General features: G+C 49.6%; 15 protein-coding genes. 10 read left to right on the top strand and 5 right to left on the bottom strand.

What is annotated here, in order from left to right; all coding sequences use genetic code 11:
- Positions 1-10: 10 nt before the first annotated feature.
- Positions 11-1,645, bottom strand: coding sequence for a NuoM family protein (locus QVE43_RS03030; protein WP_288004221.1), 1,635 nt, complete (start codon positions 1,643-1,645; stop codon positions 11-13).
- A 322-nt stretch (positions 1,646-1,967) separates the two neighbouring features.
- On the opposite strand from QVE43_RS03030, the gene QVE43_RS03025 reads away from it, so the two are divergent.
- The 10 genes from QVE43_RS03025 to cyoE all read left to right on the top strand — a co-directional run bounded on the left by QVE43_RS03025 (position 1,968) and on the right by cyoE (position 15,892).
- On the top strand, positions 1,968-3,263 hold the full coding sequence (locus QVE43_RS03025; RefSeq protein ID WP_288004220.1) for a c-type cytochrome: 1,296 nt from the start codon (positions 1,968-1,970) through the stop codon (positions 3,261-3,263).
- A 41-nt stretch (positions 3,264-3,304) separates the two neighbouring features.
- Positions 3,305-6,433 (top strand): TAT-variant-translocated molybdopterin oxidoreductase, encoded by a 3,129-nt coding sequence (locus QVE43_RS03020; protein ID WP_288004219.1) that lies wholly within the window; start codon positions 3,305-3,307, stop codon positions 6,431-6,433.
- 18 nt (positions 6,434-6,451) lie between these two features.
- Positions 6,452-7,963 (top strand): NrfD/PsrC family molybdoenzyme membrane anchor subunit, encoded by a 1,512-nt coding sequence (gene nrfD / locus QVE43_RS03015; RefSeq protein ID WP_288004218.1) that lies wholly within the window; start codon positions 6,452-6,454, stop codon positions 7,961-7,963.
- An 11-nt stretch (positions 7,964-7,974) separates the two neighbouring features.
- The gene (locus tag QVE43_RS03010) at positions 7,975-8,526 is read left to right on the top strand and encodes a DUF3341 domain-containing protein (protein WP_038029157.1); all 552 of its coding nucleotides are present in this window, start codon (positions 7,975-7,977) and stop codon (positions 8,524-8,526) included.
- Between the two features lie 17 nt (positions 8,527-8,543).
- Complete coding sequence (locus QVE43_RS03005) at positions 8,544-9,239, top strand: cytochrome c (protein ID WP_288004217.1); 696 nt, start codon at positions 8,544-8,546, stop codon at positions 9,237-9,239.
- Positions 9,240-9,257: 18 nt separating this feature from the next.
- Positions 9,258-10,598, top strand: coding sequence for a quinol:cytochrome C oxidoreductase (locus QVE43_RS03000; RefSeq protein WP_288004216.1), 1,341 nt, complete (start codon positions 9,258-9,260; stop codon positions 10,596-10,598).
- Between the two features lie 100 nt (positions 10,599-10,698).
- Positions 10,699-11,853: a cytochrome c oxidase subunit II gene (locus QVE43_RS02995; RefSeq protein ID WP_288004215.1), complete on the top strand. Its 1,155-nt coding sequence runs from the start codon at positions 10,699-10,701 to the stop codon at positions 11,851-11,853.
- A gap of 33 nt (positions 11,854-11,886) precedes the next feature.
- Positions 11,887-13,779, top strand: coding sequence for a cbb3-type cytochrome c oxidase subunit I (locus tag QVE43_RS02990; RefSeq protein WP_288004214.1), 1,893 nt, complete (start codon positions 11,887-11,889; stop codon positions 13,777-13,779).
- A 126-nt stretch (positions 13,780-13,905) separates the two neighbouring features.
- Positions 13,906-14,982 carry a heme A synthase gene (locus QVE43_RS02985; RefSeq protein WP_169737601.1) on the top strand — a complete coding sequence of 359 codons (1,077 nt, stop codon included), beginning with the start codon at positions 13,906-13,908 and terminating at the stop codon, positions 14,980-14,982.
- A 10-nt stretch (positions 14,983-14,992) separates the two neighbouring features.
- Complete coding sequence (cyoE, locus tag QVE43_RS02980; RefSeq protein WP_038029458.1) at positions 14,993-15,892, top strand: heme o synthase; 900 nt, start codon at positions 14,993-14,995, stop codon at positions 15,890-15,892.
- On the opposite strand, the gene QVE43_RS02975 is transcribed toward cyoE, so the two are convergent.
- The 4 genes from QVE43_RS02975 to QVE43_RS02960 form a co-directional block, all read right to left on the bottom strand.
- Entirely contained in the window at positions 15,885-16,478 is a 594-nt protein-coding gene (locus QVE43_RS02975) for a YigZ family protein (RefSeq protein WP_288004213.1), read from the bottom strand. The two genes, cyoE and QVE43_RS02975, sit on opposite strands and share 8 nt — an antisense overlap.
- 20 nt (positions 16,479-16,498) lie before the next feature.
- Positions 16,499-19,579 (bottom strand): two-component regulator propeller domain-containing protein, encoded by a 3,081-nt coding sequence (locus tag QVE43_RS02970; RefSeq protein WP_288004212.1) that lies wholly within the window; start codon positions 19,577-19,579, stop codon positions 16,499-16,501.
- A gap of 80 nt (positions 19,580-19,659) precedes the next feature.
- The gene (locus tag QVE43_RS02965) at positions 19,660-20,568 is read right to left on the bottom strand and encodes an EamA family transporter (RefSeq protein WP_288004211.1); all 909 of its coding nucleotides are present in this window, start codon (positions 20,566-20,568) and stop codon (positions 19,660-19,662) included.
- Between the two features lie 82 nt (positions 20,569-20,650).
- Entirely contained in the window at positions 20,651-21,802 is a 1,152-nt protein-coding gene (locus QVE43_RS02960) for a hypothetical protein (RefSeq protein WP_288004210.1), read from the bottom strand.
- Between the last annotated feature and the right edge of the window lie 133 nt (positions 21,803-21,935).

Raw genomic sequence — 21,935 nt, 5'->3', positions numbered from 1 at the left:
GTTTTCTTGTTTACGGTATCAAACGCAGCAGCGTGTTTACACTGTCTTGGGCTATGTCAAACAGAAAGGCAGGATAAACCCCCCAAAGTATGCTTAAAACCACACAAATACCAAGCAGCACCGTTTCCCGCCCCCGAAGGTCAGTCAAGCGCTCATGATACGCCGGCTCTGAAAGCCAGTATTCACCCATAAACATGCGACGCAAGCACCACAGGAAATAAGCAGCGCTAAGCACAATACCCAGGGCTGCCCCGGCTACCCAGCCATTGTGTACCCATTCCGAGCGGAAGCTGCCCAACAAGGTAAACACTTCCCCCACAAACGCTGAAAACAAAGGCAAGCCCAAAGAAGCAAACATAAGCAGGAACGCAAACACACTAAAACGCGGCATGCGGTGCCATAAACCGCTGTAGTGACTGATATGGCGGTCGTGCGTACGGTCATACAGCACCCCCACCAATAAAAACAAGCCTGCCGACAGCACCCCGTGGCTCATCATTTGAAAAATTGCCCCTTGCAAGCCTTCTTCGGTCATCGACACGGCGCCCAGCAGCACATAGCCCATATGCGAAACCGAAGCATAGGCTATCATTTTCTTCAGATCATCCATAGCCAGGGCATTCATGGCGCCATATAAAATGGACAACACAGCCATGAACGCCAATACCTCGCTATGTGCCTGCCACAAGTCAGCAAACATGGGAATAACAAAACGAAACAGACCATAGCCCCCCACTTTAAGCAATATGCCCGCCAGTATCACCGAAATGGGCGTGGGCGCTTCTACGTGGGCATCGGGCAGCCATGTGTGGAAAGGCACGGCGGGCAGCTTAATCAAAAAGCCTGTTACCAACAACCAGAAAGCCCACCAGCGGAAATCATGACCGGCAAACAACACACTGCCGGGTATGTAGCTTTCTTGCATGGCCAGCAAATCCATATCAAAACGGTGCACCACCCATTCGGGCTGTGTTTGAATGAGCTTTTGCACTTCGGGCAGCAGGGCAGGGGTGTAGTCCTCTATCGAAGCAATAATACCTGCTTCCAGGGCAGTAGCTGCCGGGTCGAAGGTAGAAACCAGGCCGGCAATAAATACAATGAGAATAAACAAAGAACCTACCAGCGTGTAAATAAAAAACTTGAGCGCTGCGTACTCGCGCCTTTCGCCCCCCCAAAGCCCTATCAGAAAATACATGGGCAGCAACATGAATTCAAAAAAGACATAAAACACCAGGTAGTCGCGCACAACAAAACACGCCGGCACACTCAGCATCAGCAAAGCAAAGAGCGCATAATATCCCTTGCTTTTTTCTTTGATATTCCATGAGGCAATGGCTGCCAACAAAAAAACAACGCTTGTAAGCAGCAGCATGCTTAAGCCAAGCCCGTCGAGCCCCACATGGTAGTCTGCCCGGATGGTGCCCCAGTCACCGGCCGGAATACGAAACCATTCGTACTGCTCTTCGAAGGATAAACTGCCGGCAGCACCGGCTTGAGGAAAGCGGGCATACAAAAAGAGCGTAATGGACAATTGGGCTATGACACCTGCCAGCACCAGCAAGCGCTGCGTGTGGTAATGCCGGCGGCCGGTGGTTCCCAGTAAAACAAGCAAACACAAGGGAATGAGTAGAAGTACCGTGAGCATAAGGAATCGATGGTTTCAGTTGGGCGATATGCAAAAATCAAAAAAAGCCTGCTTACGCACAATTTTATTTTATGTTATTGCCGTGCCGCAAGCCTTTGGGCAAGCGCTGAAAGGGACAAAGAAGGGCTTGTTATTTAGAAAGAATCTAAATATTGGAAAAGTTTCATATATAAGCTTTTGATTTATTGAAAATTACTTAAAAAAAAACGAGCTTAGAGCTCGATTTGCCTCGCAAAGGGCATTTGTGAATAAGAAAAGCCATATTAACTTTGCGAAGATGAAAAATCAGGTGAAACCAACGTTAACTCATAAGCAAAAGGCTATGCGCTTACTGAACAAACCCAACAGGCTGATGCTCACACGCATCTGTTACGCAAGCATCTTTTTGATAGTGATGCTTTTTTCAAGTCCCGCTTGGGCGCAAGAGGTTGCCCCGCAGGACAACGCCACGCAAGAAGTGCCCGGCTTGGATATGAGCGAGGCAACGATTGCCAAAGGGAAAGAACTCTTTGTTGGTCGTTGTCAATCGTGCCACGCCGTCACCGATGAAGTGGTGATTGGTCCCGGCTTAAAGGGCGTTTTGGAACGTCGCGAACTGCCCTGGTTGCTTAAGTGGATTCGCAACTCGCAGGCTTTGATCCAGAGTGGCGACCCCACAGCCGTACAGCTCTACAACGAGTACAACCAAACCCAGATGACCTCCTTCCTGGACCTCAGCGACGACGACATCAAGGCTATTTTGGCTTATGTGAAGTCGGCTGAAAACCAACAACAGGAAGCAGCTGCCGATGGTGCTGCCCAAGCCGAAGGGGGAGAAGCTGCCCAGGCAAGCGGTCTCAACTCTTCTTACCTGACTGCCATCTTGATAGGCTTGGTGATTGTGCTGGTGTTGGTGTTGGCTGTATTGTTGCTGATAGTATCGCTGTTGACCCGCTTCTTGAAAAACCAGGACCTGCCCGAAGAAGACTTGGAGGTAGTCAATGAAAAAATAGACTTGACCGCCCCCTTCCGCAGCAAAGCATTCCTTACTGTAGTGGGCGTGTTTTTCTTGTTGGTGGTGGCCAAGGCAGGCATCGACAGCCTGATGGATGTAGGTGTGCAAACAGGTTATGCACCTACTCAGCCCATTGCCTTCTCACATAAACTGCATGCCGGCAAGTATCAAATCGATTGCCAGTATTGTCATACAGGTGTGCGCAAAGGCAAATCTGCCAATATTCCTTCTGCCAACATATGTATGAACTGCCACGGCGAAATCAAACGCGGCTCGCCTGAAATACAAAAAATCTATGCTGCCATAGAAAAGAACGAGCCCATCAAGTGGGTGCGTGTACACAACCTGCCAGACTTCGCGTATTTCAACCATGCACAGCACGTGCAAGTAGGGCAAATCGAATGCCAGTACTGCCACGGCGAAATCGAGAAGATGGAAGTGGTGCAGCAGCGCTCGCCCTTGACTATGGGCTGGTGTATCGACTGCCACCGCAAGACCGTGGTGAAGGCAGAGGGCAACGATTACTATGACCGCCTGCTGCAATTCCATAAAGCCAATGCAGGCAAGAAGCCCATGACCGTAGAAGACATTGGCGGTCTTGAGTGCTCTAAGTGTCACTATTAATCTTCTTTCTTCAAATCAAGTCTTCATAACTCAACAGAAATATGAAAGAAAAACAAAAGATATATTGGAAAGGGCTGGAAGAGTTGACCAACGACACTGACTTCGTAAAGAAGTCGCAGGACGAGTTCCCCGAGTTCCCCACTGCCGAGGAACTGACCACCAGCCGTCGCGACTTTTTGAAATTCATGGGATTCAGCCTGGCAGCTGCCTCTTTGGCTGCTTGCGAAGCGCCCGTAAAAAAGGCAATCCCTTACCTGAATAAACCCGAAGAAATTGACCCCAGTGTTCCCAACTACTATGCTTCTACCTATGCACAAGACGGGGAATACTGCAGCATTCTGGTAAAAACCCGCGAGGGGCGCCCCATTAAAATAGAAGGCAATGAGTTGTCTTCTATCACCAAAGGGGGAACCAGTGCCCGCGTGCAAGCGTCGGTATTGGGCTTGTATGACCTGTCCCGCTTGCAGGGCTTCATGGAAAACGGCAAAGCCGCCGACATGGCTGCCGTAGACCAAAAAATCATAGACGGGCTGAAAAAAGCGGCCCAAAGCGGAAAGCCTGCTTACATCGTAAGCAGCACCATCATGAGCCCTTCAACCAAGGCGGTGATTGCCAAGTTTATTGAAAAATATCCTTTCTTCCGCCATGTGAGCTACGATGCAGTATCTGCTTATGGCATCTTGAAAGCCAACGAGCGCTCATTTGGCAAATATGCACTGCCTGCTTATGACTTCAGCAAAGCCGAAGTGATAGTAAGCGTAGGGGCAGACTTCTTGGGCACCTGGTTGTCGCCCATTGAGCATGCTCGCCAGTATGCGCAAACCCGCAAACTGGGCGGCGACAAGAAAACCATGTCGCGCCACTATCAGTTTGAAACCACCTTGTCGCTGACCGGCGCCAATGCCGACTACCGCAGCCGTATTCGTCCTTCGCAAGAAGGGTTGGTGGTGGCTGCTCTTTATAACGGCGTAGCGCAAGCAGTGGGCGCCCCCACAGTGTCGGCGCCTGCCGTGAAAGTGCCTCATATCGACAAGGCTGTAAAAGACTTGTTGGCTGCCAAAGGCAAGTCGCTGGTTGTGTCCGGCTCGAACGACCCGGATGTGCAAGTGTTGGTGAATGCCATCAACTATCTGCTCGAAAACTACGGCAGCACCATCGACCTGAGCCGTCCTTCTTTTGTGAAGCAAGGCAACGATGAAGAATTCTTGCGTTTTGTAGAAGATGCCAAGAAAGGCAATGTGTCGGCTGTGATTTTCTATAATACCAACCCCGTTTATGACCATGTGAAAGGGGCTGAGTTGGCAAAAGCACTGCCCAAGATTGCGTTGACCGTCTCTACTGCCGACCGTGCCGATGAAACTGCTTCCTTGTGCCGTTTCATCACGCCCGACCATCACTATCTGGAAGCATGGAACGACGCAGAGCCGCGTGCCGGCTTCTACAGCTTGGCTCAACCTACCATCATGCCGCTCTTCAAAACCCGTCAGGCACAAGACAGCTTCCTGACTTGGGCAGAAGAAGGCATCTCATTCTATGAATTCCTGCGCAGCTACTGGCGCAAAAACATATACAAAGGCGAGGGCTCGTTTGAAGACTTCTGGACCAAAGTGGTGCATGATGGCGTATATGAGCCTGTTGCCGAAGCCGCTGCCGAAAAACCTGCCTTTACTGCCGACGTACAAGAAGCCGGCAGCCGTGTAGCGCGTCGTTATACTGCCGACAACAAAAACATAGAGTTGGTACTCTATCAAAAAGTAGGTATTGGCAGTGGCGCCATGGCAAACAACCCCTGGTTGCAAGAATTGCCCGACCCCATCACCAAAGCCACTTGGGATAACTACGTGTGTGTATCGAAGAGCTATGCCGAACAAGAAGGCTTGAAACAAGGCGATGTGGTGAAGGTAACTGCCAACGGCTATAGCGTGGAGTTGCCTGTGCTGATTCAGCCCGGTCAAGCTCCCGGCACCATCGCCATTGCACTGGGCTATGGGCGCACCAAAGCCGGTAAGTGTGCCAACAACATCGGTAAGAATGCTTATCCTTTCGTAAGCATCGCCGACGGTGCTTTGGTGTACGCACAGCGTCAAGTAAGCATTGAAAAAACGGGAGCCACCTACGAAATAGCACAAACGCAAACGCACCATACCATCATGGCGCGTCCTATTGTGCAAGAGGCTACCCTCAAAGAATATCAAAAGGACCCTGCGGCAGGACGTTTCTTCCCTGCTATCACCATAGAAGGGGAGAAGGTGAACGTGAACCGCACCATCCCCGAAAACAAAGAAGAAGAGTTGAATCCGCGCCTCATCACCTTGTGGAAAGGGCATGAAAAAACAGCCTACCGCAAGAACCACTGGTGGGGCATGGTCATCGACCTGAACTCTTGTATTGGTTGTAGTGCCTGCTTGATTGGTTGTCAGACTGAAAACAACGTGCCGGTAGTAGGCAAGCAGGAAGTGATCAACCGCCGCGAGATGCACTGGATTCGTATCGATCGCTACTACAGCTTTGACGAAAGCATCGATACCGAAGATAAGAGCTATGCCAATTATCAAAAGATGGAAGACCCGGCAGACAATCCGGAGGTAGTCTTCCAGCCTATGATGTGTCAGCATTGTAACAATGCACCTTGTGAAACGGTGTGTCCGGTAGTGGCCACCACCCACAGCTCGGAAGGCTTGAACCAGATGACCTACAACCGTTGTATCGGTACCCGCTATTGTGCGAACAACTGTCCGTTCAAAGTGCGCCGCTTCAACTGGTTCAACTACACCAACGACGAGCGTTTCCAAGATGTGAACTACATGTCACAAACCGACTTGGGCCGCATGGTATTGAACCCCGACGTAACCGTGCGCTCTCGTGGTGTGATGGAAAAATGCTCGCTTTGCGTACAGCGCATTCAGTTGGCTAAGTTGGAAGCCAAGCGTGCCGGACGCAAGCTGCGTGACGGTGAAGCCAAGACGGCTTGCCAGCAGGCTTGTCCTACCGACGCCATCGTCTTCGGTGACATGAACGACCCTGAAAGCCGTATCCACAAGCTCTTGAACTTGAAAGAGTTTGAGAATGGCGATATCAAAATCACCGAGCCGCGCGCTTTCCAAGTATTGGAAGAGTACAATGTGCGTCCGAATGTGACTTACTTAACTAAGATTCGTAACAAAGACTAACCTAAACTTAGAATAACCATGCAGGTAACTTCGCCAATTCGTGAACCGTTGGTAACCGGTCACAAAACCATGCACGATATCACCGAGGACATTTGTCGTCGGGTAGAAGAGAAACCTTCTAAAGCATGGTTGGTTGCTTTCGGTGTGTCGCTGATTATGCTTATAGTAGGCGGCTATGCCGCTGCTTCCACATGGTGGTATGGTATTGGTATGTGGGGCTTGAACAAAACCATCGGATGGGCTTGGGACATCACCAACTTCGTCTGGTGGGTAGGTATCGGTCACGCAGGTACCTTGATTTCCGCCATTTTGCTTTTGTTCCGTCAGAAATGGAGAACATCGATTAACCGTGCTGCCGAAGCCATGACCATCTTTGCCGTGATTTGTGCCGGTACTTTCATCTTGATGCACATGGGGCGTACATGGCTGGCACACTGGGCTCTTCCCTTGCCCAACACCTACGGTTCGTTGTGGGTGAACTTCCACTCACCACTCGTATGGGACGTATTCGCTATTTCTACCTACTTGACCGTTTCTTTGGTCTTCTGGTATGTAGGTTTGATTCCTGACTTGGCAACCATTCGCGACCGTGCCAAGCTGACACTCGAGAAATATCCTTTGTTGGATACCGATACGCCCGAGGAGCGCCGTGAGAAGCGCAAAAAACGCCGTCCGATTGCTGCCTTCATCTATGGGCTGCTGGCATTCGGATGGGAAGGTGGTGCCAAAGTATGGGCACGCTACGAATACGTAGCTTTGATTTTGGCAGGTCTTTCCACGCCGCTTGTACTTTCGGTACACACCATTGTGAGCTTCGACTTCGCCACTTCGCTCATCCCCGGATGGCACACCACCATCTTCCCGCCTTACTTCGTGGCAGGGGCTATTTTCTCGGGCTTTGCCATGGTGCAAACCCTCATGCTCATTACCCGCAAGGTGTATAAGCTCGAAGACTATATTACCATTACCCACATCGACTACATGAACAAGATCATCATCTTGACCGGCTCTATTGTGGGTATTGCTTATGTGACCGAGTTCTTCATGGCTTGGTATTCGGGCGTGGAATATGAGCGCTATGCCTTCTTGAACCGTGCCTTTGGTCCTTACTGGTGGGCTTACTGGTCTATGATGACCTGCAACGTGATTTCACCGCAGTTGTTCTGGTTCAAGAAGATACGTCAGAGCATTGCCTGGTCTTTCTTCCTGTCTATTGTGGTAAACATTGGTATGTGGTTCGAGCGCTTTGTAATTATTGTTACCTCGCTGCATCGCGACTTCATCCCCTCCAGCTGGGCAATGTTCTATCCTACCTTGTACGACATAGGTGATTATCTCTTCACATTTGGCATCTTCTTTACCTGCTTCTTCCTGTTCGCCAAATACTTGCCTGTTATCAACATGGCAGAAGTGAAGACTATCTTGAACTCTTCGGATATCAAAGCGAAGGAAAAAGCTACCGAATACCTCAAAGAAGGTGGCGCCGTAGCTGCTGCTTCACCTATGTACGATAAAGGCAAAGACTTATAACGAAAAAAATTATGGCAGATACACGTTTAGGACATACCAAAGAGCGCTTCATGGTGGGTATTTACGACCATGAAGACAAAGTGGTGGATGCTGTGAAAAAACTAAAAAACGATGGGGTGAAAGTATATGAGGTGTACTCGCCCCATCCTATTCACCACATCGACACCTACATTGGGCATCCGCGCACGCGCATTCCTATTGCCGCTTTCTTGTTCGGTGCTTTGGGTACGCTCTCTGCAATTACCCTTATCACCTATACCATGGGCATCGATTGGCCCATGATTATCGGCGGTAAAAACTTTGTAGCCATCCCCACCATGGTACCGGTTACTTTCGAGTTGACCGTGCTTATTTCGGCTTTGGGTATGGTGGCCACTTTCTTGGTGTCGAATAATATGGGACCCGGCAAGAAGGAGTTCATGTTTGACCGCCGCACTACCGACGACAAATATGCCTTGGTGGTGGACCTGGATGCCAACACTTTGAGCGAAGAGCAAATTCGCGATTTGATGGTTAAGTATGGCGCGGAGACCGACCCGCTTCCTCGTATTGTAGAACGTTAAAACCGAAAATGAAAACCATGATGCGCTTCAAACAATATACTATGGCTGCGGTAGCCGGGCTGTGCGTTTTGACAGCTTGCCAGCGCGATTACAACGACCCCGGCACCGAGTATGCCCCCAACATGTATGTGTCGATTCCTTATGAACCTTTGACACAAGTAGAAGAAAACAAGCTGACACCTACCGGCGCCAATGTGCTGCCGCCGGTGCCCGGTACCATCTCGCGCCGTAATTACCCGACCAAATATGTGGACGAATACGGCAACGAATATGACCTGGGCTTGATGGTGTATCGCACCCACCCCGACAGCATAGAGGTGGCAGAGAAAACACTGAAAAACCCACTGCCTGCTACCAAGCAGGTGATTGCCGAAGGCAAGGTGTTGTATGAGCGCTTCTGCCAGCCTTGTCATGGTGCCAAGGGGCAAGGCGACGGCCCGGTAGGGCAGAAATACAAAGGGGTTGCCAACATTGCAGCCATGAAGTTCAACGACGGGCATATTTTCCATGTTATCACCCATGGAAAAGGGCGTATGTGGCCGCATGCCTCACAGCTCAACCCGCTGGAGCGCTGGAAAATCGTGCACTACGTGCATGTGCTTTCCGGTGACCTGCCCGAAAGCGGCATAGTGCCCGGACAAGAAGAAAAAGCAAGCGAAACACAAGAAGGAACTGCCGCAGAGCAGTCTTCGGAAGTAGCAATGGCTAACTAATTTAAACAAAAAGAAATTATGGCAGCAGAACACACTGTAACCGTTGACGTAAACGAAAAATATACGCTTACTGCCGCTACGCAGAAAAAAATATGGATGTGGCTGGCAGTAGGGTTGATTCTCTTCATTGCCGGTGCTGTTTGGTTTGTAAGCGGCTTTGGCAGCGAGGCTGCTCATGGCGCCGGGCATGCCGCAGAGCATGGCGGGGGAGGTGGTGACCACTTCAACCCTATGGCGCGCGTGTGGGCAAACCTCTGGTTGAACAGCGTTTTCTTTGTAGGTATTGCGGTAGCCGGTGTCTTTTTCCTTGCTACCCAGTATGCTGCAAAAGCCGGTTGGTCTGCTATTATCAAAAGAGTGCCCGAAGCTTTTGGTGGCTTCTTGCCCGTGGGCGGAGTAATCATGCTTGTGGTGTACTTCTTGGGACACCATGAACTCTTCCACTGGACACATACCGGCCTGTATGAAAAAGGTGGACCCGAGTTCGATGCCATCATCAATGGCAAAGCGCCTTTCTTCTACTGGCCTTTGTCGCCCGAAGGAGGCTTCCCCTTCTTCTGGCTGTTGCGCTTGGTGCTCTATTTTGCCCTCTGGTATTGGGGCTACACCATGATTCGCAAGGCTTCGTTGGCAGAAGACCAATTGCAAAACCGCCTCGACTTCCGTTACTACGATAAGCAGGTGGTATGGTCTATCGTCTTCATTGTCATCTTTGCCGTTACCTCTTCTACTTCGGCTTGGGATTGGCTGTTGAGTATCGACACCCACTGGTTCAGCACCATGTTCGGATGGTATGTGTTTGCCAGCTGGTTTGTATCGGGCTTGGCAGTCATCACTTTGGCAGTGGTGTACCTGAAAGAACAGGGCTACCTGAAGGCAGTAAATGAAAATCACCTGCATGACCTGGGTAAATTCATGTTTGCATTTAGCATTTTCTGGACTTACGTTTGGTTCTGCCAGTTCTTGCTGATTTACTATGCAAACATTCCCGAGGAAATCTTTTACTTTGAAGAGCGCTTGCACGGCTTGGGTGGTGTTTATTCGCCCGTGATGATTATTTTGGCAATTATCAACTTTGCCTTCCCCTTCTTGTTCTTGATGCCGCGTGATTCAAAACGTCATCCTATCTTCTTGAAGATAACTGCCTTTGCTATTTTGATTGGGCACTATCTGGATTTCTATCTGATGGTGATGCCCGGCACTGCCAAACAATACGGTGGCTTTGGCTTGATGGAAATAGGGGCTATCATTGTCTTTGCCAGCTTGTTTGTATGGTTCTTCTATCGCACATTGGCCAAAGCACCATTGATAGCCAAAAACCACCCGATGCTGGAAGAATCTTTGCATCATTCCATCTAACTTGTAAACATGAACATTTGAAGAAATAATCATGTTTACTATATTGGTATTGCAAACAATTTTAGAAAACACACTGTTGAGCTAACAAAAGAGTAAAACTATGTTGAAGCTTATCTTGATATTAGCAGCGGTACTGGTCGTAGCCATCGCGTTTACCATCTTTCGCGTGGCGCGGCTGGTAGCCATTGCCAAGAATAAGGACCGCAAAGATCCCGTAGATGTATCGACCAACAACCTGCATGCTACGCTCTTTGTGTTGCTTCCTTTGCTTGGCGCAGCTGCGGTGATTTGGTATACCAACACCGCCGATGACATGTATCTTCCGCTGGCTTCGGAGCATGGCGAAATGACGGACAACTTGTTTTGGGTTACCATGGCCATTATCATTACGATGTTTGTGGTAACCAACGTAGGGCTGTTCGCTTTTTCCTACATGTACCGTTACAAGCGCGGACAGAAAGCACACTTTTACCCGCATAACAACACCTTGGAAGCTGTCTGGACAGCCGTGCCGGCTCTCATCATGTTGGTGCTGGTATTGAATGGCTGGCTGGTGTGGCGCAAGGTGATGAGTGAGCCGCCGAAAGAGGCACAGGTGGTGGAAATCATGGGGCACCAATTTGCCTGGAAGGTACGCTATCCGGGTAAGGATGGCGAGTTGGGGAACTACAGCTTCCGCTTCATGGATGCTACCAATGAAATGGGGGTTGACCTGACCGATAAAAGAACCGAGGATGATATTCTTCCGCCGGAGATTCACTTGGTGAAAGGCAAGCCCGTTTTATTCAAAATACGTTCCCGTGACGTGATTCATAGCGTGTTTGCGCCCCATTTCCGTTTGAAAATGGACGCTGTGCCCGGCATGCCTACCCAGTTTTGGTTTACACCTACCAAGACCACTGCCGAAATGCGCCAAGAGTTGAGCCAACTGCCCAACTGGCAGCGTATTGACCCCAAAACCGGCAAGCCTCGTTATGAAAGCTTCAATTACGAGATTGCTTGTACGGAGGTGTGTGGCCGTGGTCACTTCGGTATGCGCCTGGTGGTGGTTGTAGAGACCGAGGAGGAGTTTAAGGCGTGGTTGGCAAAACAACAGCCTTGGACCCAGTTGGTAGGCGAGGACTATGTGCAGAAAGCACGTGTTCGCCAAGCCTTGGTGAAGGAAGGCAAATACCATTCAGTGAACGATGTGGAGGATGCAGTGGTAATGCAAGAGATGGAAAATGCGCAAAAGCAAACTGCTTCTTTAAAATAAATGTTACGTTGAAAACCAATAAAAAGTAGAGATATGGCTATGGCACACGCACACGATGTGCATGCCCATGAGCATGAGCATCACAAAGAAACGTTCCTGACGAAATACATTTTTTCGCAGGACCACAAGATGATTGCCAAGCAGTTCTTGGTAACCGGTTTGATTTGGGCACTGATTGGCGGTTTCTTGTCTATTCTGTTCCGTCTTCAGCTGGGCTTTCCCGGTATGGACCTTTCGTTCCTTCAGCCCCTGCTTGGCAAGTGGATCGTGATACAGAAGGATGGAACCGGTCAGCTGGACCCTGACTTTTACCTTCAGTTGGTGACCATGCACGGTACCATCATGGTATTTTTCGTGCTTACGGCCGGCTTGAGTGGTACTTTCAGCAACTTCTTGATTCCCCTTCAAATTGGTGCCCGCGATATGGCTTCGGGCTTTATGAACATGCTTTCTTACTGGTTCTTTTTCCTTGCCAGCGTCATCATGTTCCGTTCGCTGTTTTTGGAAACAGGACCGGCCGAAGGGGGATGGGTGGTTTATCCGCCATTGAGTGCGTTGAAGCAGGCATCCCCCGGTTCCGGTGATGGTATGACCTACTGGCTGATATCGATGGCATTGTTTATAGTCTCTACCCTGTTAGGCGGGATTAACTACATTGCCACCGTTATCAACATGCGTACCAAGGGGATGTCCTTCTCTCGTTTGCCTCTGACGATTTGGGCATTCTTTATTACAGCCATTATTGGCTTGCTTTCTTTCCCTGTGTTGCTTTCTGCTGCTTTGTTGCTGATTTTCGACCGCAGCTTTGGTACCAGCTTCTATTTGTCCGACATCTTTATCAACGGTGAAGCCTTGCATCACACAGGTGGTAGTGCCATCCTTTTCCAACACTTGTTCTGGTTCTTGGGACACCCCGAGGTGTATATCGTGTTGTTGCCTGCCCTGGGGATTACCTCTGAAATTGTAGCCACCAACTCACGCAAGCCCATCTTCGGCTATCGTGCCATGATTGGTTCCATGCTGGCTATTGCGGTGCTCTCTTTCATCGTGTGGGCGCACCACATGTTCGTGTCGGGCATGAATCCCTTCTTGGGCACTATCTTCATGTTCCTTACTTTGATTATTGCCATTCCTTCGGCTGTGAAGGCCTTTAACTACATCACCACCTTGTGGCGGGGCAGCATCCGTTTCACGCCGGCGATGCTTTTCTCTATCGGTTTGGTATCGTTGTTTATTTCAGGGGGTGTAACAGGTATTGTGCTCGGCAATAACGCCTTGGATATTCAGTTGCACGACACCTACTTTGTGGTGGCACACTTCCACCTGGTAATGGGTAGTGCTTCTTTCTTTGGCATGATGGCGGGGGTTTACCATTGGTTCCCCAAAATGTTTGGACGCATGATGGACGAGCGCTTGGGGTATGTTCACTTCTGGCTTACTTTCATTGGGGTGTACCTGGTATTCTTCCCCATGCATTATTTGGGTATTGCCGGTTTCCCGCGCCGTTATTACACCTTCACCTCTTTCGATGCGTTTAATATCTTTGCCGACTTGAACAGCTTCATCAGTGTGGCTGCCATCATTACCTTCTCTGCTCAGCTGATATTCGGCTTTAACTTCTTCTACTCTATGTTTAGAGGCAGAAGAGCACCGGCTAACCCTTGGGGTTCTACTACCCTGGAGTGGACCACGCCGGTGGAACCCGGACACGGCAACTGGCCCGGTCAAATTCCTTATGTGTATCGCTGGCCCTATGACTACAGCAAACCCAATGCTGACAAAGACGGCTTCGGCGACTTCATTCCTCAGACCGTGCCCTATGCCTTTACGCCCAACTCTAACTTGCCTCATGAAAACGAGAAGGTAGCTTTCGAAAAAGAGTTTATGATTCCGGAAGATGCTACCTTAGAGAAGGCACAGGCTTAATTCATGGCCATGTGTGCATAAAATAAAAGGGCTGCCTGCATGGAAGGGTAGCCCTTTTTGCTTGTACTGTTAAGTAAATTTCAGCATTATTGCAGCACTAATTAGCTATTTTTGCTCATGAACGACATGACACGATTACAGCTTCGCCGCTTTGCCATCGCTTGCATGGCTTGTGTAGTGGCTTTTTTCTTGGTAGTGCTGGCCGGTGGGGTAGTGCGCAGCACCGGTGCCGGCATGGGCTGCCCCGATTGGCCCAAATGTTTTGGGCAATATGTGCCGCCTACTTCCGTAAAAGAGCTTCCACCCGATTACAGGGAAATATATGCAGCTAAGCGTAAGAAGAAAAACGAGCGTTTTGCACGTTATTTAAGGCTTTTAGGAAAAGAAGAAGTGGCAGAACGCATTTTGAATGACCCTGCCGTTTATATAGAGCAACCTTTCAATGCAGCCAAGACCTGGACCGAATACGTGAATCGCCTGGTGGGGGCCTTGTCCGGTTTGGTTATGTTGCTGACCACCATTGCCGCATTTCGCCTGCGCAAGCTGCGCAAAGTGTGGTTTTGGCACTGCCTGGGGGCTTTGGTGCTCTTGGTTTTTCAGGCGTGGATAGGCTCTATTGTGGTGTCCACCAATTTGCTACCGGGCATGATTACGCTGCATATGCTACTTGCCATGGCTTTAATTGCATGGATGCTTTGGGTATGGACAGATGTGCGGGCGTTCATGCAAAAGCCGGCGGAAAGGGTTGTTGTGCCTGCTGCTTCCTTGTGGCTTTTGAGGGGGAGCTATGCTTTGTTGGGCTTGCTTCTTACCTGGCAAATTATTGAAGGCACGGGGGTGCGTGAAACGGTGGATGGCGTAGCGCAGCAGATGGGAGAGGCGGCACGTGCCTACTGGGTGGACGGCTTGGATGCCGTGTTGCCCCTGCATCGTTGGCTCTCGGTAGGGGTTATACTGGTGGCTTGTGTGGCAGCGGCTTTGACCTTTGCTCTTTCTTCGTCTGCCTTTTTGAAAAAAGCGGCCATGGGGATAGGTGCCCTGCTTAGCTGGGAGGCTGCCGTGGGGATGACCTTGGCATGGAATGCCATGCCTTTCTATCTTCAGCCTTTGCATCTGCTTGTTGCATTGGTGGCATGGGCTTGGTGTTTTGCGGCATGGGCTTGGCTGCTGAAAAACCCCGGTGGGAAAGCTTTATTTTCATAAATTTGCAATTATGAATGCAGTGACCGGAAAAACAAGCAACTGGAAAGAGCATATATTGCCTTATTGGAAGCTGCTCAAACCACGCCTTTCATTTTTGGTGATATTTTCCTCTGCTTTTGGCTACTTCTTTGCCGCAAGAGAAGCATGGGCGTGGAGCACACTTCTGGCTTTGTGTATGGGTGGGTTCTTGATTACCGGTGCTTCGGTGATTATTAATCAGGTGATAGAGAAGGATATTGATGCGCGCATGAAGCGCACGCGCCATCGCCCTTTGGCGGCGGGCAAGGTGTCTATGGATGCAGCACTTACTTTTGCCGTGATAGTGGGGGCATTGGGTTATTTGCTTCTATTGTCTTTTACCAACCCCTTGACCGCCTACGTAGCTTTGCTGTCTTTGTTGGCATATGCCATTCTTTACACCCCTTTGAAGCGGGCAGGCGAGGTGGCTGTATGGGTGGGGGCCATTCCCGGTGCTTTGCCCCCTTTGTTGGGGGTGATTGCTTATGAAGGCGCTTTGACCATGTCGGCTATCTTGTTGTTTGTGCTGCAGTTTGTTTGGCAGATGCCCCACTTCTGGGCTATTGCGTGGCTGGCAGATGAAGACTACAAAAACGTAGGTTACCGGTTGCTGCCACGCGGCGGGCAGTGCACGCGTGAGACGGCACATTATATCATGTGGGTGACCGCTTTGATTATATTGGTTCCGTGGCTATTGTGGTATTACGCCTTGTTGCAATTGCCCACCACCATAGTGCTTTCTCTGCTGGGCGTTTGGTTTTGGATGAAAGCGGTCAAGCTATGGCGCCATACAGACCGCAAGAGCGCTTTGCAGCTGATGTTCGCTTCTTTCGGATATTTGCCTTTGGCACAGCTGATGATATTAACCGACCGCTTTTTGCTTTCTAACTGACAAGCCAGTTTTGCAGTTGAGCCCTTGCTTCTGCCCGGCGTGAAAGAGGAACGGCTATGCGGGCATGGCAGCGGCTTTGGAAGTCTTGCTCTACGAGGCGTGCCCCCAATTCATGAATAAGCCGCATCACCTGTGACGTTTCTTCGTAACCATATGTTATGTGAAAAAACGCTTCGCGTGTGCGCTCTGTTATGCCACCATCGAGCAAGGCTGCTTCGGCGGCTGTTTTATAGGCACGAATGAGACCGGGCACACCCAATTTGGTGCCGCCAAAATAGCGTACTACGACCACCAACACATTGAGCAATTCCAGTGATCGTATTTGATTCAGGATGGGGGTGCCGGCAGAGTGCGCCGGTTCGCCATCGTCATGGGCGCGCATAAGCGGCTCCGGGGGCGTATCCAGCACGTAGGCATAGCAATGGTGCCGGGCGTCGTAATACTCTTTTTTAAGCGCTTCTATATGCGCTTTGATTTCCTCTTCGGATTCTACCGGATAGGCAAAGCCCAAGAACTTGCTGCCTTTTTCTCTATATATGCCCGCGCCCGGGCAGGCTAATGTACGGTAGGTATCCGTATTTTCCATAGTTCTTGCAAAAAGCTCTTTTAAGGCGCTAACCGAAAGCCCACAACCAGTATATCATCTACTTGTGGGCGTCCGCCTTTCCAACTGAAAAAGAAATCCTCTATTTGCTTTTGTTGTGCTTCGGGGCTCAGCGAAGCAATTCGCTGCAGCAAGCGATAAAAGGCATTGACACCGAGCTTGCGTCCCGAAGGACCGCCAAACTGATCTTTATACCCATCAGAAAACAGATAAAACCAGGTGGGTTCTTCTATGGGAATGGTATAGAGCGGGAAGTCTTCTTGTTCCACTTCTTTGCCCCAAAGCGCACTGATTGCTACCACGGCACCTTTATATACTTGCAATCCTCGGCTGTTCACCGCTATCAAATGATGGCGTGCGCCGGAGAAGTAAAGTGCTTTTTGAGAGGCATCCCACTGACAAATGCCTATTTCCATACCATCTTGCAAGCCATTTTTTTCTATTATAGACAACAAGCTGTCATGCAGGCTCCTCATGGCTTCGGGGAGTGGATGTGTTTTTTTCAAGTTGAACACTTCATTCAGCAAAAACTGCCCGATGATGCTCATGAATGCTCCGGGAACACCATGGCCGGTGCAGTCGGCTACTGCCAATGTAGGGAGCAACGCAGCCTCTGAAAACCAGTAAAAGTCACCGGATATGATGTCTTTGGGATGGTAGAAGCGCCAGAAATGAGCATAATGCCGGCGAATAACTTCTATGTCCGGAAGCGATGATTCTTGTAGCAACTTAGCATATTGAATGCTGGACAGGGTAATGCTCAACTCTTCTTCAAGGGCGGCTGTGCGCTGTTTTACTATTTCTTCCAGCTCCTCCTTTTGCCGTTCGATATTTTGAATGCGCCAGGCATAAAAGCCGCCGACCAGGAAAATAAAAGCAATGGGAATGGCAATATAAAACCAAATGGTTTCATAAAAAGCAGCTTGAATACGAAAATCAATAGTGGCGGCCTCATGGCTCCATTGCCCGTCGGCATTGGCGGCATATACTTCCAGGCGGTAATTGCCCGGCGGCAGGTTGGTATAACTCACCATGCGTGGTGTGTTTTGTATATGCCATTCTTCGTCAAAACCTTGTAAGCGGTATTTAAACGTGATTTTTTGAGGAGCCACAAAAGAGCAGGCTGTAAACCTCAACGTGATTCGCTGTGGGTTGGGAGCCAGCTCAAGTACTTGTCGTTGGTTTGGAAGGTAGTGCTTGTCATCTACTTCGAGGTCGGTAATGTGTACCAATGGGGGGACCTTCAACTGCGGTATATCATTGGGTTGTATGTGTATTAAACCACCATTGGCGGGTACCCACAAGCTACCATCCGGAGCGCGAAGGCTATGGGCAGCCCCCGTGCACTCATCTGTTTTAATGCCGTCGTCTTTATAAAATATTTGCCAGCTGAGTGCTGCCGGGCGCGACGACCGCATGTGCTCAAGCAGGCTGCTATAGTCGCCACGCACAATGCCTTTGGCTGTGAACAACCATATATTTCCGTTTTCATCGATGGACATATCGAAAGGGCTGTCGTGGGGCAACCCTTCCCGTGAGGAGTAGTTTTTGACTGTGCCATTTTGCAGGTCAATATAACTCAATCCACCGGTTGTGCATACCCATAGGTTTTGATCGCCTTCTTTCAAAGTACTGAATACCGTATTGCTTCCCAAGCCGTGCCGGGTTGTGTATTGCCGGAGGCTGCTGTCTGCACGAAGCACGAGCAAACCTGATTCATTGGTTCCTATAAACACGTCGCCGTTGGGGGCTTGTTCAAGGCTCATAATGAAATTCGAAGGCAGCTTTCCTTGCTGCTTGTTGAGGTATTGGATGACTCTTAGGTTGGAGTCGAGAATGGTGATGCCGCCCCAGCGTGTACCCACCCAAATATTGCCTTGCCGGTCTTCCATAAGTACCCGCACGGCATTATCGGAAAGTCCTTGCTTCTTATCAAGGAACTGTTCGCGCCCATCGGGGTGAATGACCAATAAACCATAGAAGGTAGCTACAAATATTCTTTTTTGACGGTCCTGCAGCAAATGAAAGATGCGCAAGGCGGGCAGAGGTGTTTGTGTAACGAACGGGCTTACTTTTAAATCTCTGATACGGAACAGCTGCCCGTCATTGCTGCCTGCCAATATGCTGCCATCGTCAAGGTGGCACACGGCACCGGCACCTTCTTTACTGAAGCCATTTTCTTGGGTGTAGGTGAGGAATTTGGGCTCCCGCAAACGAAAGAGCCCATCGCGGTAGGTGCTTATCCACAAGCTCCCTTCTCTGTCATAGCAAAGGTCTGTGATGTTCAGCAGTGGGTTTTGCCCCCTAAATGTAAAGCGTTCTATGGTGCCATTCCGGGCATGTTGGCGGAAAAGCCCCACCGAAGTACCAAACCAGAGGTTGCCGGCGTCATCTTCAACGACCGAGTGTACAATGCAACTGCCTTCCAAAAAAAGATTGTGAAACTTTTGTCCATCCCAATAGGCAATGCCTTGGGTACTGCCACACCAAATGCGGCCATCGCCGGTTTCGAATAACCGCAAGGTGAAGTTAGTAGGCAGCCCTTGTGTGGTAGTATAGTGTTGCCAGCTGCCGTCACGTGTTTGGTGCCAAACGCCTTCGCCGCTTTGGCTTACCCATAAGTTTTGCTTGCTATCGACCAGTATGCCGTAAATGGCACCATTGCCCTGCGCAAAGGTAGTGTCCAGTGTAAAGCTCTCTTGCTCTATATCGAAGACGAGCAAGTGCCCATTTTGTGTTCCTACATATACCTTTTGCTTATGATAATGCAGTGCCGTAATGCGCCTGTTCTTTAGCCCGTGATAAACAAACTGACCGCGGTGGTAGGAGTAAAGCCCGTCTTCATTGGTGCCCACCCATAAGTAGCCCATGCCCGTTGTCAGCACATTGACTATATTGGAACGTAAAGCAGGGATATTCTTTCTGCCAAAAACAACAAATTGCTCGCCGTCGAAGCGTGAGAGACCGTCGTAGCTGCTTATCCACAAGAAGCCGTCTTCTGTTTGAGCCACACGGGAGGCGTGTGAAGAAGGAAGCCCCTTATCGGTGCCCCAATGCTCCAGCAACAAGTATTCTAAAGGCATGGAAGGAGAAAATGACTGGGCTTGTCCACTAAAAGGCAGCCATAATAGTGTAAGCCATATGTGTATTCTCCTTGTAATTTTCATGCAAAAACACTTAATAATTCTTGATGAGCCAATAACGTTAAAGCAAGCAAAGAAACAAAAATGCCCCATCGATTGGCGGCTGACAGCTTTTCTCCAAAAAAGAAGATACTGCCCATGGTGGATAGCAAGATAACCAATATATTAAAAACAGGGAACATAAAAGCCCCATCATGTTTGAAGAAAGCCAAAGCACGAAGCATGAAGTAAAGAGAAAAAATATTGGGAATACCCAACGCAATGCCCCCTATGATTTCCCTTACGCCTATGATATGCTCTTTTTGTATCAATTGTTTATAGAGTACTACCAGTAAGCCCAAGAAACCGGCAGTGGCAAACACACCCACGGTAAAGAGAGGTTGGGTTTGTTCATTCAGCCGGTAGGCATTTACATAATTGAGGGTGGTGTCGATGGTACCACTCATAAAGAATACGGCCAGCAATAGCCCAAGCCCTCGTAGGTCGAAGGTTTGGGGCGTATAGCGTGGGCGCAAAGAGGTAAGCACAATGGCTACGAACACCAGCAGCATGCCCATAATATTCCAGCTGTCCCATTGTTTGCGCTGTTCGAGTGAAAGGAACAGCAAGCTGAAAGCTACCGGAATAACCAATGAGAGCTTGGAAGCCACCGAAGCGGCACTTACCCCCACTTTTTGGGTTGTGTATGCCATCATATAGAAAGTGGTGATAAAGCAAAAGCCCAAAAAGAAAGCAAAGGGGAGCCATGATTGTAAGCTGTCGGCCGAAGCGGGCAGTGAAATGCCCGGTAGCAAGACCATGCCACTAAGCACGCATACCCAATAGTTGACTACAATGCCGCCCAGAAGGCGCACCTTTTTTCTTTCAAACACCTTGAAAATAAGAAAGAGACAGGCGGTGAGGCTTACACTTAGTAAAAAATCAATCATATCTGTTCGCTTTATCGATAAAAAGCGTAGATGCTCCGGCAGAACATCTACGCTTTTATTATGTAACCGGAAGTGTTTGTTTCTATTGGTTAAGTAATGCTTTTCCTTCTGCCCACAAGCCGGGGTTTACTATCATGGCAATGATTAAAGAAACCAACAAGCCGATGAAGGCAAACAGTAAGTCCTTGCCTATGAGCTTCCATGTTTTGACGAGGGGCTTTTTGTCTGATATCTTGATTGCCAGCTCACGCCCTGCCAGCAGTCCCAAAAACACCCAAGTGGTACTCATCGGGATGGTGCTGACGGTGAGCTTATATAACAAGATGCCTGCATAAACCAAATCCACCAAAGTGGCTGCACGGGTATCGGCTATTTCGGTTTTTTCATCTACAATCTCTTGAATGCGGTCGCCGCGCAAGTAGAAGAGCAAGCCCAAGCCGGCAAAGATAGTACCGGCAAAGATGAGGAACTCCACAACATCGAGCTGCCGGGGCAAATACACGGCTATATTGGCAGCGTCCTGCATGAGCCATACAGCCCAAAGCGCCCCACTGGTGAGCCACTGAGCCACTACCCAGCCCGGGTGAGGGCGTCCGGTAAACCACTTTTTGGTTTGGCGGTGAATCAGCAGCCAAACAACGATGGCTATGCCAAACGCCAGCAAATAACCGCCTATGCTTTTAATGAACACCTTGCTGATGCCCGAGCTGCTGGCCGTAAAAGCACTCAACAGCAGGAAGGTGGTGGATACGGGCATCTTCATGCGGGTGAGTATGAGCAAGAAAATGGGGGCAGCCAGCTGCACGAAAGAGAAAGAAGTAGGTTGCGGGAACAGCAGCTCGCCGGTTTTTTTGTCCACGGACATCAGGCGTTGGTAAGAAACATCGCCGTCGTAGAGGAGCCAGCCCACGGTCATGGTAACCAGGAAAATGCCCCCTATATAAAGCCAGAGCATCCACCAAGGGCGCTCTTTGTTGGATGCTATGAAGGTACCGATGGTTTGTATACTATCGTTGGCAACAGCAGAGTAAGCGGCAATAAAAAAGCCGAACCATGCGGCGGCTACAGGGTGTGGGTGAAACACATAAGCCAATGCAAGCAATAGAAGGCATGCCAAGATGAAGATGCGTTCGCGGCGCCATGCTTTGCGCAGCTTGACCGCGCGGCGTGCACGCGTCATGTCCGACAGGGGCTTGGAAGTTGGCGAGGAAGATTCTATGTTGTGCACTTGCATAGGAGCAAAATTTCTGCAATATTACTTAGTTTTCGCGGACTATTCAAACTGCTATCGTTTACTTGCAGGCAAGTTAACACTCTTTTGATACTTTATTAATCATGCGGCCTATGTTCTATCGACTCTTTCTTCT

The sequence above is a fragment of the Thermonema sp. genome, from assembly GCF_026003375.1.
GTDB classification, from domain to species: domain Bacteria; phylum Bacteroidota; class Bacteroidia; order Cytophagales; family Thermonemataceae; genus Thermonema; species Thermonema rossianum.
Note: the sequence above shows the minus strand (reverse complement) of the source record. Positions and strands in the feature narration are given on the sequence as shown.